This is a genomic window from Neoroseomonas eburnea (genome assembly GCF_018129005.1).
In the GTDB taxonomy this organism is placed as follows: Bacteria; Pseudomonadota; Alphaproteobacteria; order Acetobacterales; family Acetobacteraceae; genus Neoroseomonas; species Neoroseomonas eburnea.
This window is the reverse complement of the sequence record NZ_JAAEDL010000004.1, coordinates 15,679-30,888: the sequence shown is the minus strand read 5'-3', so window position 1 is coordinate 30,888 and position 15,210 is coordinate 15,679. Positions and strand designations below refer to the sequence as shown.

The following is a 15,210-nucleotide window of genomic DNA, read 5'->3' as shown; positions in this document are numbered from 1 at the left end:
CCACACAGGGCATGGGGTCCGCCGGCCTGACCACTCAGCGCCGCAGTGCCGCCTGGCCGAGGAACCAGCGATAGGTGCCCTCCAGCCCTTCCCGGAAGCCGATCCGGGCGCGCCACCCGATCGCCGCCAGGCGCGAGACGTCCATGCGCTTCAGCATGGTCCCGTCGGGCTTCGAGGCATCCCAGGCGATGCGGCCGGCGAAGCCGGTGACGCGGGCGATCTCCTGCGCCAGCTCGGCGATGGTGATGTCCGTCCCGGTGCCGATATTGAGATGGCTCTCGCCGGAGTAGTGCCGCAGCAGGAAGGCGCAGGCGTCGGCGACGTCGTCGACATGCATGAATTCGCGCCGCGGCGTGCCGCTGCCCCAGCAGGTGACGACCTCCGCATTCTCCTGCGCCGCAGCGTGGAAGCGCTGCAGCAGCGCCGGGATCACGTGGCTGCGCTCCGGGTGGAAATAGTCGCCCGGGCCGTAGAGGTTGCACGGCATGGCGGAGATGTAGTCGCGCCCGTATTGCCGCCGATACGCCTGGCAGAGCTTGATGCCGGCGATCTTGGCCACCGCGTACCACTGGTTGGTCGGTTCCAGCGGCCCGGTCAGCAGCGCGTCCTCCGCGATCGGGTTCGGCGCCTCCCGCGGGTAGATACAGGAGGAACCGAGGAAGAGCAGGCGGTTCACCCCGGCGCGGTGCGCCGCCTCGATGAGGTTCGCCTCGATCATCAGGTTGTCGTAGAGGAACTCGGCCGGCAGCGTGTCGTTGGCGAGGATGCCGCCGACCTTGGCGGCGGCGACCACCACGGCATCCGGGCGCGTTCCTTCCATGAAGGCCTCGACTTCGGCCTGGCGGCGAAGGTCGGCGCGGAGACGGTCGGCGATGATGATCTCGCAGCCCTCCGCTTCCAGCCGCCGGACGCAGGCCGAACCGACCATGCCGCGATGGCCCGCGACATAAACGCGCGCGCCTCGCAGGCGAAAAACCTCGGCCGGCATTGTCTCAACCATAGGCGCGCTGCCCAGGCACCGCCGGGGCCTCGTCGCGCATCAGGGCGATGTCGCTAGCGACCATCTCCGCGACCAGTTCCGGCAGCCTCACCGTGTGCGTCCAGCCGAGCACATTGCGGGCCTTGGCGGCATTGCCGATCAGCAGGTCGACCTCAGTCGGGCGGAAGTACTCTGGATCGATGCGCACCACGGTGCGGCCGGAGGCACGGTCCACGCCGACCTCCTCCACGCCGGCGCCGTGCCATTCCAGCACGATGCCGGCCTCCGCGAAGGCGAGCTCGGCGAAGCGGCGGACGGTGTGCGTCTCCCCGGTCGCGAGCACGTAGTCGTCCGGCGTCTCCTGCTGGAGGATGCGCCACATGCCCTCGACGAAGTCGCGCGCATGACCCCAATCGCGCTGCGCATCGAGATTGCCCAGCCAGAGACATTCCTGCTTGCCTAGGCTGATCGCCGCCGCCGCCCGGGTGATCTTGCGGGTGACGAAGGTTTCTCCGCGGCGGGGGCTCTCGTGGTTGAAGAGCACGCCATTGGAGGCGTGCAGGCCGTAGGCCTCCCGGTAGTTCACCACGATCCAGTAGGCGTAGAGCTTGGCCACGCCGTAGGGGCTGCGCGGGTAGAAGGGCGTCGTTTCATCCTGCGGCACGGCCCGCACCTTGCCGTACAGCTCGCTGGTCGAAGCCTGGTAGAAGCGCGTGCGCTTCTCCAGGCCGAGGATGCGGATCGCCTCGAGCAGCCGCAACGTGCCGAGGGCGTCGGAATTCGCGGTGTATTCCGGCGTCTCGAAAGACACGGCGACGTGGCTCTGGGCGCCGAGGTTGTAGATCTCGTCCGGCTGAACCTCTGCGAGGATGCGGATCAGGTTGGTCGCATCCGTCAGGTCGCCGTAGTGCAGGTAGAAGCCGACGCCGGGGTCGTGCCGATCGTGGTAGAGGTGGTCGACGCGGGCGGTGTTGAAGGACGATGACCGGCGCTTGATGCCATGGACGACGTAGCCCTTCGCGAGCAGGAGCTCGGCCAGGTAGGACCCGTCCTGACCGGTGATGCCGGTGATCAGGGCGACCTTGCGGCGATCCGACATCCTGTGCCTTCCATCCTGCGCGACCTGGGTGCTGTGCGCCCCGAGGGGCGGCCGGTCCGCTGTCTAGCAGCGCCCTTTCCCGGGCGGAAGAATGGGAGGCGCAGGACATCTCGGCCGGACAGGCCGTGCCCGCCCCCGCCGGGGCACCCATGGGCGGCATGCCGGGACACGCCGGGCCTCGTTCAGGCCATCGCGCCGATCGTCGAGCGGAACCGCATCCAGGCGTAGCCGAACAATGCCGCGCCGATCACCGCCAGGGCCGCGAATTGCGGCCAGACCACCGAAAAGCCGGCTCCGCGATAGAGAATGGCCTGCGCCAGCATGACGAAATGTGTCGTCGGCGCGGCGAGCATCACGAACTGCACGATCACCGGCATGCTCTCCCGCGGCGTAGTGCCGCCGGAGAGCATTTCGAGCGGCAGCAGGATCAGCATCAGCAGCAGGCCGAACTGCGGCATCGAGCGCGCCACAGTACCGAGGAAGATGCCCATGGACGTGGTCGCGAAAACATGCACGCCGGCCCCTGCCAGGAACAGCGCCACGGAACCCTGGATCGGCACGCCCAGCGCACCCTGCACGACGACGGTGATGGCGATCGCTGTCGCGACCAGCACCACCAGTGCCATGGCCCAGACCTTGGCGGTCATGATCTCGAAGGGTGTCACCGGCATGACGAGCAGGTGCTCGATCGTGCCGTGCTCGCGTTCGCGGATCAACGCAGCGCCGGCAAGGATGATCGAAAGCATGGTGATCTGGTTGATCACCTCCATCACCGCCCCGAACCAGGCTTCCTTAAGCACCGGGTTGAAGCGGGCACGCAGCATGAGGTCGACCGCCGGTGTCTCGACCGCACGATAGCGCAGGGCGAAGGCCGTCACCTCGTCGCTGATGATGGTCTGGATGTAGCCGCTGCCCGTGAAGGCCTGGCTCATGCGGGTGGCATCGACGTTCAATTGGATGGCGGGCCGACGGCCGGCCAGCAGGTCGCGCTGGAAGTTCGGCGGGATGTCGATCGCGAAGGTGTCCAGCCCGGCATCCATCCGCGCATCCATCTCAGACTGCGTGATGAAGGAGGGCGGCATGAAGTAGGGCGGGTAGAACGCGGCGGAGATCCGCGCGGAAACAGGCGAGCGGTCTTCGTCCACGATGGAGATGGCAGCGCGGCTGAGCGTCTCCGGCATCGCCGTTGCCGCCGAGTAGATGGCGATGGTGAAGGAATAGACGATCAGCACAAGCATCATCGGATCGCGCACCAGGCTGCGCAGTTCCTTCACGCCGAGGGTCGCGATGTGGGCCAGGCGCATGCCTCAACGCTCCTGCTTCTTGAGCAGCGCCGTGCTCAGCGCGATCAGCAAGGGACCCGTGATCAGAAGAGGCAGGAACGAGGCCTGCAGGTCGGCATAGTCCAACGCCTTCGAAAAGGTCCCGCGCGCGATCGTGACATAGTGCGCGGTCGGATAGATCTGCCCGATCAGCGCACCGACGCCTTCGAGCGAGGAGACGGGATTGATCACGCCCGAGAACTGCACCGCCGGCAGGATGGTCATGACCGCGGTGCCGAACATGGCCGCGACCTGGCTCCTGAGGAAGGTCGAGGCCAGCAGGCCAAGGGCGGTGGCGGCGCAAAGATACAGCGCAGTCGCGGCGGCAAGCGTGAGGAAACTGCCCTTCAGCGGAACACCGAACAGCGTGATGGCCAGCAGCACCAGCATCAGGAAGTTCAGCATGCCAAGGAGGATGTAGGGGAGCTGCTTGCCCACGAGGAACTCGAACCTGGTCACCGGCGTGACGTAGAGGTTGACGATCGAACCGAGTTCCTTCTCCCGCACCACGCTGAGGGCGGTGAGCATCGCCGGGATGAGCATGAGCAGGATGGGGATCACCGCCGGCACCATGGCGACCAGGCTGCGGACGTCGGGATTGTAGCGGTAGCGTGTCTCGATGCTGAACAGCGCCGCGGCACCGCCTGAGGAGGCATGCGCGGCGCGCTGCGCCAGCCACTGCGCGTGCATCCCCTGCACGTAGCCGCGGACGGTCTGAGCGCGCGATGGCATCGCGCCGTCGATCCAGGCGCCGACCTGCACCGGCCGTCCGCGCGCGATATCGCGCCCGAAACCCGGCGGGATCTCGATCGCGAGCGTGATCTCGCCGGACTGCATGCGCCGGTCGAGCTCGGCATGGTCGGTGATCGGCGCGCGTTCGGTGAAGTAGCGCGATCCTGCGATGTTGAGCGTGTAGTCCCGGCTGGTCACGGTCTGGTCGCGGTCGAGCACGGCGAAGGTCAGGTCCTCGACATCCAGGGTGATGCCGTAGCCCATGATGATCATCAGGATCACGCTGCCGAGCAGCGCCAGCGTCGCGCGGATGGGATCGCGCCGCAGTTCCAGGGCCTCGCGCCGGGAATAGGACAGCATGCGCCGGACATCGAAGCCACGGCGTGGCTCATGGGCTGGCGCGGGGGCAGCGGGGGCGGCCTGGGTGGGTGCCGCCGGGGTCCCGTCGGCGGCGGCCTCCTCGAGGTAGCCGATGAAGGCCTGTTCCAGCGTCGGCACGCCGCGCTTCGCCACGAGGGACGCGGGCGTGTCGCTGACCAGGACGCGGCCCGCATGCATCAGGGAGATGCGATCGCAGCGCTCGGCCTCGTTCATGAAATGGGTGGAGATGAAGATTGTCACCCTGTCACGCCGCGCGAGCTCGATCAGGATGCGCCAGAAGCCGTCGCGCGCGACCGGATCCACGCCGGAGGTCGGCTCGTCGAGGATCAGCATCTCCGGCCCGTGGATCATCGCCACCGCGAGCGAAAGACGCTGCCGCTGGCCGAGCGGCAGCGAATCCGGCAGGGCGTCCATGATGGCGGTCAGTTCGAAACGCCGTGCCATCTCCTCGATGCGGCCGGGGATGGTCGCGGCGGGCAGGCTGAACAGGCGCGCATGCAGCTCGAGATTCTGCCGGACGGTGAGTTCGGCATAGAGCGAGAAGCTCTGCGACATGTAGCCGACGCGGCGGCGCGTCTCGATGTTGGCGGCATCCACCTCCTGCCCGAACAGCCAGGCCTGGCCTTCCGTGGCCGGCAGCAGCCCGGTCAGCATCTTCATCGTCGTCGTCTTGCCGCAGCCGTTGGAACCGAGGAAGCCGAAGATCTCGCCCCGCCGGATGCGGAAGCTGACGCGATCCACCGCGGTGAAGTCGCCGAAGCGCTTGGTCAGGTCGCGCGCCTCGATCGCGGTCTCGTCACCGTCCAGCGCCTCAAAGGGGCGGATATCGACCGGCCGGTGGCCGGCGCGCTTCTCCTCCGGCAGCAGTGCGATGAAGGCGGCCTCCAGCGAGGTCGTGCCGGTGCGCGCGAGCAGTTCCTGCGGCGTTCCGGTCGCGAGGAGGCGCCCGGCATCCATCGCCGCGAGCCAGTCGAAGCGCGCCGCCTCCTCCATGTAGGCGGTCGCGACCAGCACGCTCATGCCCGGCCTGCCGGCACGGATGTGCGCGATCAGCTCCCAGAACTGGCGGCGGGAGAGCGGGTCCACGCCGGTCGTCGGCTCATCCAGGATCAGCAGCTCGGGGTCGTGGATCAGCGCGCAGCACAGGCTGAGCTTCTGCTTCATCCCCCCCGAGAGCTTGCCCGCCGGGCGGTCCGTGAAGCGCGCGAGGCCGGTCGCCTCGACGAGCTCCGCGATGCGTCGCTCGCGCTCGGCGCGATCATGGCCGAAGAGGCGGCCGAAGAAGTCGATGTTCTCGAACACCGACAGGGTCGGGTAGAGATTCTTGCCGAGGCCCTGCGGCATGTAGGCGATGCGCGGACCGATCCGGCTGCGGTGCCGCGCATCCGCCATGTCGCCGCCCAGCACCTCGACATGCCCGGACTGGACCGCCCGGGCGCCGGCGACGAGGGCGAGCAGACTCGACTTGCCGACGCCGTCCGGCCCGATCAGCCCGGCCATGCAGCCGCCGGGCAGGTCGAGCGTCACCTCATCGAGCGCGATGGTCTTGCCATAGCGCAGGCCGACCTCGTGCAGGCGGCCGACAGGCCCGCTCATTCCGGCAGCCTGATCTGCAGCTGCGCCGGCCATTCGGCCCGGGGGTCCACACGCACATAGGCCACGCCGGGAAGCCCGGTCTTCACCTGGTTCACATGCTCGCGCAGGAGATCGGCGCTGACCCGCGCGCGGACGCGGAACATCAGCTTCAGCCTTTCCTCCGCGGTCTCCACCGTCCTCGGCGTGAACTGCGCCACATCGGCCACCAGAGAGATCTGTGCCGGGATCACGAAGTTCGGCGCGGCGTCGAGGACGAGGCGAACCTCCGTGCCCAGCGCGATGCGCCCGGCATCGGCCGTGGGCAGGAAGAACGTCATGTAGACGTCGGTGAGATCGACGATGTTCAGCACGCGGCCGCCCGCCGCGACGACCTCGCCCGCCTGCGCGACGCGATACTGCACGCGCCCGCCCCGCGGCGCCTTGAGCGCGCTGTCGTCGATGTCGACCTGGATGCGCTGGATCGTCGCGCGCGCGGCCTCGGCGGCAGCCTGTGCGCCGACCACCTGGGACCGAGCGGAGCCGATCGCCGCCTCTGCGGCCGCGACCTGCGCCCGGGCCGCGGCGAGCGCGGCGCGCGCGCCCTCGAAGGTGGCGCGGTCGTCATCGAGCGTCTGCAAGGGGGCGTTGCCGCGTGCCGCGAGTTCCTCGGTCCGCGCCAGTCGCCGGCGTGCCGCGTCTACCTGCGCTTCACGCTGGGCGACCACCGCTTCGGCAGCCGTCTTCTCGGCCTGGCGCTGGGCAACCTGCGTGTTCGCGGTCTCGATCGCGATCAATGCACGCTGGAGCTGGGCCTCCGCCTCCCGCAGCTGAGCTTCGAGAACAGCGGTATCCATCCGCGCAACGACCTGGCCGGCGGTCACGAGATCCCCTTCATCGACGAGGATCTCGGCAATCCGCCCGGCAATCTTCGAGGCCACGTCGATCTCGACGGCCTCGATGCGGCCATTGCCGCGGGCGATCCCCGTGGGAAGCTGCGCCGGTTGGAGATATTGCCACGCGAAGAATGCCGCAACGGCGAGGGAAACGAGCAGCGTCGCCTTGGCGATCGTGCTCCAGGTCCTGCGGGGTGAGGCCACGTCGATTGTCCGGCTGATCCTTTGTCATGCGCTTCTAGAGCAGGGAAACTTGCCCGGTCATGCGCAAATGCAATGCGACAAACCGCGAACCCACGCAGCGATCCGGGCGGCGCGTGTAACGGAATCGACACCACACCCGGGCAAGCCTCGACTGCCCCGCGCGGTCGCCCATGCGAGGCGACGCCGACGGCGGCACGCCACGTGCAGGACATGGATGGGCCGAAGCAATCCGTGCCCGCCAAGCAATGAAATGCCAAGATCAACAGATGCCTTACGATACTGACGCCTCCCTCGCTGATGCCAGCCGGCGCCCGACCCGCGCGGAAGCGCTCTCCGCCGAACTGGCCCGCGCCATCACGGATGGCCGGCTGCCACCCGGAACTGCGCTCGAGGAGGAGCGCCTCGCCGCCGCCCACGGCGTTTCGCGCACCCCGGTCCGGGAGGCATTGCGCCTGCTCGCTTCGACGGGGTTGGTGGAACAGCGCCCGCGGCGCGGGGCAGTGGTGGCACGGCCGGAGCCCCACAGGCTCGCCGAGATGTTCCAGGCCATGGCGGAGCTCGAGGCGAGTTGCGCCTCGCTCTGCACCAAGGCGATGAGCAAGGCTGCGAAGGCGAGGCTCGCCAGCCGGCACGCCGCGATGGAGCAACTGGCACAGACCGGCCATCTCGAAGCGTATCGTGAGGCCAACGTGGCCTTCCATGAGGCGATCTACGCCGGCGCCGGCAACGGCTATCTCGCGGAACTGGCCGGGGCCACGCGGCGGCGGCTGGCACCGTTCCGCGCCGCCCAGCTCGGCGGCCGGGACCGGTTGGCCGCCTCGCATGCCGAACATGGGGCGATCGTGGCGGCGATCCTGGCCGGCGACCCCGCGGCGGCGGCGGCGGCGGTCAGGGCCCATCTCGCGGCGACCGAGGGGGCCTGGGGCATGATGGCCGGCCAGCCCCCCCGCCGATTGGGCTGAGGTCGGGCAGGCGGGCGGCGCGTGCTCGCCCGGGCGGCAATTGCCCAGCTCCGCCGCCCACACTGCATGCAGTATTGTATACAATTCGCCACTGAACGGGCGTCGGCGGCGCGGCACGCGGCTTGCTGTTCGCTCGGGTGATGGATCTCACCCGCCTGCCCTTCCGCCTTGCCGAACTGCACGCGGCCTATGCCAGGGGCCTGACGGTCGACGCCGTGGTCGTGGAGGCGCATCGCCGCCTCGCCGAGGCCGCGGATCCCGGCATCTTCCTCGATATCGTGCCGCTCGAAGCCGCCCAGGCACAGGCTGCCGCCCTGCCGCCCTTCGACCCCGGGCGCTACCCGCTGTGGGGCATCCCGACGGCGGTGAAGGACAACATCGCCGTCGCCGGCCGGCCGATGACCGCCGCCTGCCCCGCCTTCACCCATGTCCCTGCCGAGGATGCCGAAGCCGTCGCCCGCCTGCGCGCGGCGGGGGCACTCATTCTCGGCAAGACCAATCTCGATCAGTTCGCCACGGGCCTCGTCGGCGTGCGCACGCCCTACCCCGTACCGCGCAACACGGCAGATCCGGCGCGTGTGCCGGGCGGATCCTCCTCGGGCTCCGCGGTCGCGGTCGCGCGTGGCATCGTGGCGGTCGCGCTCGGCACGGACACGGCAGGGTCGGGACGCGTGCCCGCAGCCCTGAACGGCATCGTCGGGCTGAAGCCGTCGGTCGGCGCCGTCTCCTCGCGCGGCATGCTGCCGGCGTGCCGCAGCCTCGACTGCATTTCGGTCTTCGCGTCGTGCGTCGAGGACGCCTGGAGCGCCTTCCGGGCAATCGCCGGAGAGGACCGCGCCGATCCGTTCAGCCGGCCGATCGCCTGGCGGGAGCCCGCCGCGCCGCCGCCGCGCGTCGCCGTGCCGGTGGCGACCGACCTTCACCTGGACGATGCGGCGGCGCAGGCCGCCTGGGCCGCAGCACGGGGGCTGCTGCCGGAGGCACGCGAGGCCGGCATCACCGAACTGCTCGACACTGCGAAGCTGCTCTACGATGGCCCCTGGATCGCCGAGCGCGCCGCCGCCTTCGGCGACTTCGCCGCTGCGCACCCGGGCGCGCTCCATCCGGTGACGCAGCAGATCCTGGATGGCGCCGCCCGCTTCACCGCCGTCGATGCCTTCCGCGGCATGTACCGGCTCGCAGAACATCGCCGCGCGGCAGAGGATTTCTTCGCCGCCTTCGACGTGCTGGCGGTGCCTTCCGTGCCCTGCTTCCCGACGCTGGCGGAACTCGAAGCCGACCCCATCGGGCCGAATGCACGGCTCGGCACCTACACCAACTTCGTCAACCTGCTCGACCTGGCGGCGCTCGCCGTACCCGGCCCGGCACGGCCGGACGGCTTGCCCGCCGGCATCACCCTCATCGGCCCGCGCGGGTCGGATGCGGCGCTCGCCGCGCTCGGTGTCGATTTCATCGCGCGCGCAGCCGGAGCACAGGAGGGACGGGCCGCATGATCGAGATCGCCGTCGTCGGCGCCCATCTGACCGGCCTGCCACTGAACCATGAGCTGGTCGCGCTCGGCGGCACCTTCCTGCGCGCCACCGGCACCCGCCCCTGCTACCGGCTCTTTGCCCTCGCGGGCGGGCCGCCGCGACGCCCGGGGCTGCTGCGCGTCGCCCCGCGCGAAGGTGCCTCCATCGCCGCCGAGGTCTGGGCGCTGCCGGAGGAAGGCTTCGGGCGCTTCGTCGCCGCCATCCCGGGCCCGCTGTGCATCGGCACGCTGCTGCTCGCCGACGGCACCGCGCCCAAGGGCTTCCTGGTGGAACCCGAGGGCCTGCACGGCGCCGAGGACATCACCCGCTTTGGCGGATGGCGCGCCTTCCTCGCCGCCGTCGCCGCACCCACCACCGCCTGAGGCTTCCCGACAAGGAGAACGACGATGATCCGCCGCCGAGACCTGCTTGTTGCCGCCGCCCTCGTGCCCCTCACCGCGCCGCATGCGGCGAAGGCCCAGGCGGCGCGCACCGTGAAGATGGGGTCCCTGCGCCTCATCCACTCGATGACGCCGCACTTCTATCAGCGCTTCGCGCCGGCCGGCCTGACCATCGAGGTCATCACCTTCGACAGCCCGACCGACGGCAAGAACGCGGTGGTCACGGGCAGCGTCGCCTTTGGCGGCTTCGGCATTGCCGCGGCCACCTTGGGTGCCGCGGCGGGCGAGCCCGTGGTGGTGGTCGGCGCCTTCTGCAACAAGGGCATGGGTGTCATCGCCAGGAAGGGATCCGGCATCGCCGATATCGCCGGGCTGCGCGGCAAGCGCATCGGCATCTGGCCGGGATCGACGCAGGAGGTCTTCATCCTGGAGCGCCTGCGCATGACGGGCATGAGCGTGCGCGACATCACCCCCGTGCGCGTGCCCTTCGGCGAGATGCACGCCATGCTCGCCCGCGGTGACATCGACGCCTATGTGGGCGCCGAGCCCGGGCCGGGCCTCTCCATCTCCTCCGGTGTCGGCGAGCTCGTGGAATACCCCTACGGCACCGCCATGGGCGGGTTGAACATGATCCTCGGCACCTCCGAGCAGGTGATCGCACAGGATCCGGCGCTGGTGCGGACCATGCTGACCATCCATCGCCGGGCCACCGAGCACATGATGGCCAACAAGGCGGAGGTCGCCGAAACCACCGTCCGCGTGCTTGGCGCGCCACGCGCCGCGGTGGATCAGGCGCTCGGCGCCGACAACGTCGAATACACCTGGAAGCTGGACGACACCGTGCTGCGGCAGTCGCGCACCTATGCCGAACACATGTTGAGCCTACGGCAGATCCGCGCCCTGCCGAGCTTCGACAAGTTCCTCAACCCGCGCTTCTCGAACGAGGTCGCGACGTCCTGACACGGTCGGGGAGGATGGCACGATGAGCGTCACCACCGCCGCCGCCGCGGCCGAGCCGGCGAATGCGGCACGCCCCGCGAGCCGATGGCCCGCGCGGTTCAAGGCCTTCGGCCTGGCGCTGATCGTTCCGCTCGCCCTGCTGGCCTTCTGGCACGTCGCGGTGAAGGCGGGGATGACGCGGCTCATCCCCTCCCCGGCCGAGGTCGCCGAGTACATGGTCGACTTCGCGGTCGGCGGCATCTGGGACGATGCCTTCTCCGCGACGCTGCACATCCACCTGCTGGCGTCGATGAGCCGCGTCTACGGTGGCTTCGCCCTCGCCGCCCTGGTTGCGGTGCCGCTCGGCATCCTGATCGGGCGGAACGAGACGGTCCGGGCCGTGCTCGATCCCTTCCTGCAGCTCATGCGCCCGGTCCCGGTCACCGCCTGGCTGCCGCTGTCGATGATCCTGTTCGGGCTTGGGGCGCGTTCGGCCTTCTTCCTGGTGTTCCTCGGCGCCTTCTACCCGATCCTGCTCAATACGGTGTTCGGCGTGCGCAGCGTGGAGAAGCGCCTGTTCGAGGCCGCCTCCATGCTCGGCTGCACCGGGTCGGCGCAGTTCTTCCGCGTGGTGCTGCCGGCCGCGCTGCCCTCGATCTTCACCGGGCTGCGGCTCGGCCTCGGGCTCGCCTGGTTCGTCATCGTCGTCGGCGAGATGACCGGCGTGCCGCAGGGGCTCGGCGCCGTGATCATGGACGGCCGCACGCTGTCCCGCACCGAGCTCGTGATCTGCGGCATGATCGTGATCGGCATCGCCGGCTACCTCTCCGACCGCGTCGTCGTGACGATCATGAACCGCCTGCTGCGCTGGAGCCCGTCCCACCATGGCTGAGCTGCCGATCCTCGACATCCGCGGCGTGGGCAAGATCTACGAGCTGAACGGCCAGAAGATCGAGGCGCTGCGCGACGCCAACCTGGTGGTGAGGAAAGGCGAGTTCGTCTGCCTGATCGGCGCCTCCGGCTGCGGCAAGTCCACGCTGCTGCGGATCGTCGCGGGGTTCGAGGTACCAACTTCCGGCGAGGCGCTGATGTGGGACAAGCCGGTGGGCGGTCCGGCGCCGGATCGCGGCATGGTGTTCCAGGACTACGGCCTCTTTCCCTGGTTGACGGTGCGGCAGAACATCGGCTTCGGGCCGGCGTCCCGCGGCCTGCCGAGATCCGAGGTGCGCGACACGGTCGAGCGGTTCGTCAACATGGTCGGGCTCACCCGCTTCGCCGACGCCTGGCCGCACCAGCTCTCAGGCGGGATGAAGCAGCGCGTCGCCATCGCGCGCGTGCTGGCCAACGACGCCGAGATGGTGCTGATGGACGAACCCTTCGGCGCGCTTGACGCCATGACGCGGGAACGCCTGCAGGATGAGCTGCTCGATATCTGGCAGCGAACCAGACTGACGGTGCTTTTCGTGACGCACTCAATCGAGGAGGCGATCTTCCTCGCCGATCGGGTGGTGGTGATGGAGCCCGGCCCCGGCCGTATCGCCAGCGAGCACGGGATCGCCCTGCCGCGGCCGCGTGACGTCGCCTCGCCCGAATTCAACGAGGTCCGGCGGGATCTCTCCGCCCGGCTGCACAGCCACCACGCGCGCAAGGCTGCCTGACGCCGATGGCCCGGATCGCGACGGTGCATCGGGTGCCGATGCGCCATCCCGGCGACGTGTCCGGCGTTGCGGCCCTGCTCGATGCAGGCGCGCTGGACCCGGCGGATATCGTGGCGATCCTCGGAAAGACCGAGGGCAATGGCTGCGTCAACGACTTCACTCGCGCCTATGCGGTGCAGGCGCTGTCGGTGATGCTGGCCGGACGGCTGGCACTGACACCGGAGGCGGTTGCCGCGCGCATCGCCATGGTGATGTCGGGCGGGACCGAAGGCGGCCTCAGCCCTCATTTCCTGGTCTTCAGCGTGCGCACGACGGACGCGGCCGCGACCGGGGCCCTCGCCATGGGCACTGCCTTCACGCGCGACTTCGCGCCGGAGGAGATCGGCCGCATGCCCCAGCTCGAGGCGACCGCCGCCGCGGTGCGTGCCGCCATGGCGGACGCCGCGTTGACCTCGCCGGCCGACGTCCACTACGTGCAGATCAAGTGCCCGCTGCTGACCAGCGAGCGGATCGCAGCGGCCGAGGCGCGCGGCGCGACGGTCGCCACGCACGACACCTATGCCTCCATGGGCCTGTCGCGGGGGGCCTCCGCGCTCGTCGTCGCCCTGGCCCTGGGCGAGGTTCCGGCCGGGGCGCTGTCGGATGCCGTGATCGGGCAGGACACCACGTTGTTCTCGCACCGCGCCAGCGCCTCCGCCGGCGTCGAACTCACCCGCAACGAGATCGTCGTGCTCGGCAATAGCGCGTCCTGGGCCGGGGATCTGACGATCGCGCACGCCGTGATGCAGGACGGCATCGACCTGCCGGCGATCCACGCGGCCCTGCGCGGCGCCGGGCTCGACCCCGGCGCGGGCCAACTCGCGCCCGATCACTGTGCGCGGCTCGTTGCGCTGCTGGCAAAGGCGGAACCCTCCAGCAGCGGGCGCATTCGAGGGAACCGGCACATCATGAACGACGACAGCGACATCAACGCGACGCGCCATGCGCGCGCGCTGGTCTGCGGGGTGGCCGCGGCGGCGGTCGGACGGACGGACCTCTTCATCTCCGGCGGCGCCGAGCACCAGGGACCGGATGGCGGCGGGCCGGTCGCCGCCATTGCCCGCAAGGAAGCCTGAGATGCGGCCGGTTGAGCGCCTGCGCTACACCACTCCCGCCGATCGGCCGCGCCACGAAGGACCAGGCGGCGCGAAGCTGATCGTCTGGCCGGTGGTGAACGTCGAGAACTGGCTGATCGAGAACCCGATGCCCCGCCAGGTGCTCGTGGCGCCGACCGGCGCCGCGCTGCAGCCGGACGTGCCGAACTGGGCCTGGCACGAATACGGGATGCGCGTCGGCTTCTGGCGCTTCCATGCGCTGTTCGAGCGTCTCGGCATCCGCCCGACGCTCTCGGTCAATGGCAGCGTCATCGACGCTTATCCACGGGTCGCGGCGGCCGCGCGCGACGCCGGCTGGGAATTCATGGGCCATGGCTGGTTCCAGGAGCCGACGCATCGCATCGAGGACCAGCGCGGCATGATCGCCCGCACCGCGCAGGCGATCCTGGAATTTACCGGCCGGCCCTGCACGGGCTGGCTGGGACCCGGACTGACGGAGACGACGGATACACCCGGTCTGCTCGCCGAGGCGGGCCTCCGCTGGACAGGCGACTTCGTGGTGGACGACCTGCCGGCGCGCATCGCCACCGCGCACGGCACGCTGCTCGCGATGCCGTACAGCGTGGAGCTCAACGACATCCCCGTCGTGATGATCCAGCACCAGGACGAGCGGGAACTGCCCCGCCGCGCGCGCCTGCAAGCGGCACGGCTGTTGCAGGAGGCCGAAGCCTCCGCGGGTGTGAAGGTGATGTGCATCGCGATCCACCCCTACATCACCGGTGTGCCGCACCGGATCGCGGCGCTCGAAGCCCTGTACGCCGAGCTGGCTGCCGATCCGCGGATCGCCTTCCTGCAAGGGGACGACATAGCAGCCTGGTATCTGGCGAGCAGTGATCCGGCCTGAACAAGCCGGTACCGGCACGGCATCGTCATGCGGCGCGCAGGTAGCGCCAGCCGTCGGGCCCGAGCGGGATCGGCGGTGCACCATCGCCGCGGAGCATCTGCCAGATGCGGCCGCGACGGACGACACGCACCGCGCCGAGAGCGACGTGGCGGTAGCGACCCGCACGCCGCGCACCGGGTGGAAGCACGGGAGCGATCTTCAGTTGCGCCCGCAGCAGGCGCTTTGCGCGTGTGAGTTCCGCGCGCCGGGATGCGGATATGGCACGTCCGCCACGATTGATGAAGAAGGTCACCATCCGGATGGCAGCGCCCAGGCCGCCAGGCGAGACATCCGGGCGCGCCATGATTGCGGCGATCGTCCCGGCATCCTGGGCGAACAGACCGGGCGGCGGAAAGGTCGAGGCAGTCGCGACCGCCGCGGACCACAATGAGCCGCCCTTCGGCACATTTCGCGTCTCGGCCACAGGCTGACGCATCCACCCTCCGGAACTGAGCCGCATCTAAGCAAGGAAGTGCGGCGCAAGTCAGCCGCGTCGCCGCCCGGCCGGTCCGTCTTG

14 protein-coding genes are annotated in these 15,210 nt (G+C 69.7%); 8 read left to right on the top strand and 6 right to left on the bottom strand.

The window, feature by feature from the left end:
- Positions 1-34: 34 nt before the first annotated feature.
- From fcl to GXW74_RS05370, 5 genes are all read right to left on the bottom strand, one after another.
- Entirely contained in the window at positions 35-1,000 is a 966-nt protein-coding gene (gene fcl, locus GXW74_RS05390) for a GDP-L-fucose synthase (RefSeq protein WP_272877234.1), read from the bottom strand.
- Positions 993-2,078: a GDP-mannose 4,6-dehydratase gene (gmd, locus tag GXW74_RS05385; protein ID WP_211845365.1), complete on the bottom strand. Its 1,086-nt coding sequence runs from the start codon at positions 2,076-2,078 to the stop codon at positions 993-995. The genes fcl and gmd overlap by 8 nt, the downstream gene beginning before the upstream one ends.
- 182 nt (positions 2,079-2,260) lie before the next feature.
- Positions 2,261-3,382 (bottom strand): ABC transporter permease, encoded by a 1,122-nt coding sequence (locus GXW74_RS05380; protein ID WP_211845364.1) that lies wholly within the window; start codon positions 3,380-3,382, stop codon positions 2,261-2,263.
- Between the two features lie 3 nt (positions 3,383-3,385).
- Entirely contained in the window at positions 3,386-6,109 is a 2,724-nt protein-coding gene (gene rbbA / locus GXW74_RS05375) for a ribosome-associated ATPase/putative transporter RbbA (RefSeq protein ID WP_246522931.1), read from the bottom strand.
- Positions 6,106-7,185 carry an HlyD family secretion protein gene (locus tag GXW74_RS05370; protein WP_338148144.1) on the bottom strand — a complete coding sequence of 360 codons (1,080 nt, stop codon included), beginning with the start codon at positions 7,183-7,185 and terminating at the stop codon, positions 6,106-6,108. Before GXW74_RS05370 ends, rbbA begins: the two co-directional genes overlap by 4 nt.
- A 266-nt stretch (positions 7,186-7,451) precedes the next feature.
- Here GXW74_RS05370 and GXW74_RS05365 point away from each other — a divergent pair, with 266 nt between their 5' ends.
- The 8 genes from GXW74_RS05365 (at position 7,452) to GXW74_RS05335 (ending at position 14,654) form a co-directional block, all read left to right on the top strand.
- Complete coding sequence (locus GXW74_RS05365) at positions 7,452-8,147, top strand: GntR family transcriptional regulator (protein ID WP_211845362.1); 696 nt, start codon at positions 7,452-7,454, stop codon at positions 8,145-8,147.
- A 140-nt stretch (positions 8,148-8,287) separates the two neighbouring features.
- A complete protein-coding gene (gene atzF / locus GXW74_RS05360) occupies positions 8,288-9,640 on the top strand; it encodes an allophanate hydrolase (protein WP_246522930.1) in 1,353 nt (450 codons plus the stop codon).
- The gene (locus tag GXW74_RS27880) at positions 9,637-10,041 is read left to right on the top strand and encodes an allophanate hydrolase-related protein (protein WP_246522928.1); all 405 of its coding nucleotides are present in this window, start codon (positions 9,637-9,639) and stop codon (positions 10,039-10,041) included. Before atzF ends, GXW74_RS27880 begins: the two co-directional genes overlap by 4 nt.
- A 24-nt stretch (positions 10,042-10,065) precedes the next feature.
- Complete coding sequence (locus GXW74_RS05355; protein ID WP_211845361.1) at positions 10,066-11,019, top strand: ABC transporter substrate-binding protein; 954 nt, start codon at positions 10,066-10,068, stop codon at positions 11,017-11,019.
- Between the two features lie 22 nt (positions 11,020-11,041).
- Entirely contained in the window at positions 11,042-11,890 is an 849-nt protein-coding gene (locus tag GXW74_RS05350) for an ABC transporter permease (protein ID WP_211845360.1), read from the top strand.
- Positions 11,883-12,656, top strand: a complete 774-nt coding sequence (locus tag GXW74_RS05345) for an ABC transporter ATP-binding protein (protein WP_211845358.1) — start codon at positions 11,883-11,885, stop codon at positions 12,654-12,656. Before GXW74_RS05350 ends, GXW74_RS05345 begins: the two co-directional genes overlap by 8 nt.
- A 5-nt stretch (positions 12,657-12,661) precedes the next feature.
- Complete coding sequence (atzD, locus tag GXW74_RS05340) at positions 12,662-13,771, top strand: cyanuric acid amidohydrolase (RefSeq protein ID WP_211845357.1); 1,110 nt, start codon at positions 12,662-12,664, stop codon at positions 13,769-13,771.
- A 1-nt stretch (position 13,772) separates the two neighbouring features.
- Positions 13,773-14,654 carry a polysaccharide deacetylase family protein gene (locus GXW74_RS05335; protein ID WP_211845355.1) on the top strand — a complete coding sequence of 294 codons (882 nt, stop codon included), beginning with the start codon at positions 13,773-13,775 and terminating at the stop codon, positions 14,652-14,654.
- Between the two features lie 25 nt (positions 14,655-14,679).
- Here GXW74_RS05335 and GXW74_RS28580 read toward each other — a convergent pair whose 3' ends face one another.
- Positions 14,680-15,117 carry a DUF3175 domain-containing protein gene (locus GXW74_RS28580; RefSeq protein ID WP_211845353.1) on the bottom strand — a complete coding sequence of 146 codons (438 nt, stop codon included), beginning with the start codon at positions 15,115-15,117 and terminating at the stop codon, positions 14,680-14,682.
- Positions 15,118-15,210: the final 93 nt, after the last annotated feature.

What these genes read in the sequence shown, in the direction of transcription:
- GXW74_RS27880 (WP_246522928.1), top strand. Translation starts at nt 9,637, where the DNA reads ATGATCGAGATCGCCGTCGTCGGCGCCCATCTGACCGGCCTGCCACTG.
- fcl (WP_272877234.1), bottom strand. Translation starts at nt 1,000, where the DNA reads ATGGTTGAGACAATGCCGGCCGAGGTTTTTCGCCTGCGAGGCGCGCGC.
- atzD (WP_211845357.1), top strand. Translation starts at nt 12,662, where the DNA reads ATGGCCCGGATCGCGACGGTGCATCGGGTGCCGATGCGCCATCCCGGC.
- GXW74_RS05365 (WP_211845362.1), top strand. Translation starts at nt 7,452, where the DNA reads ATGCCTTACGATACTGACGCCTCCCTCGCTGATGCCAGCCGGCGCCCG.
- gmd (WP_211845365.1), bottom strand. Translation starts at nt 2,078, where the DNA reads ATGTCGGATCGCCGCAAGGTCGCCCTGATCACCGGCATCACCGGTCAG.
- rbbA (WP_246522931.1), bottom strand. Translation starts at nt 6,109, where the DNA reads ATGAGCGGGCCTGTCGGCCGCCTGCACGAGGTCGGCCTGCGCTATGGC.
- atzF (WP_246522930.1), top strand. Translation starts at nt 8,288, where the DNA reads ATGGATCTCACCCGCCTGCCCTTCCGCCTTGCCGAACTGCACGCGGCC.
- GXW74_RS05350 (WP_211845360.1), top strand. Translation starts at nt 11,042, where the DNA reads ATGAGCGTCACCACCGCCGCCGCCGCGGCCGAGCCGGCGAATGCGGCA.
- GXW74_RS05345 (WP_211845358.1), top strand. Translation starts at nt 11,883, where the DNA reads ATGGCTGAGCTGCCGATCCTCGACATCCGCGGCGTGGGCAAGATCTAC.
- GXW74_RS05335 (WP_211845355.1), top strand. Translation starts at nt 13,773, where the DNA reads ATGCGGCCGGTTGAGCGCCTGCGCTACACCACTCCCGCCGATCGGCCG.
- GXW74_RS05355 (WP_211845361.1), top strand. Translation starts at nt 10,066, where the DNA reads ATGATCCGCCGCCGAGACCTGCTTGTTGCCGCCGCCCTCGTGCCCCTC.
- GXW74_RS05380 (WP_211845364.1), bottom strand. Translation starts at nt 3,382, where the DNA reads ATGCGCCTGGCCCACATCGCGACCCTCGGCGTGAAGGAACTGCGCAGC.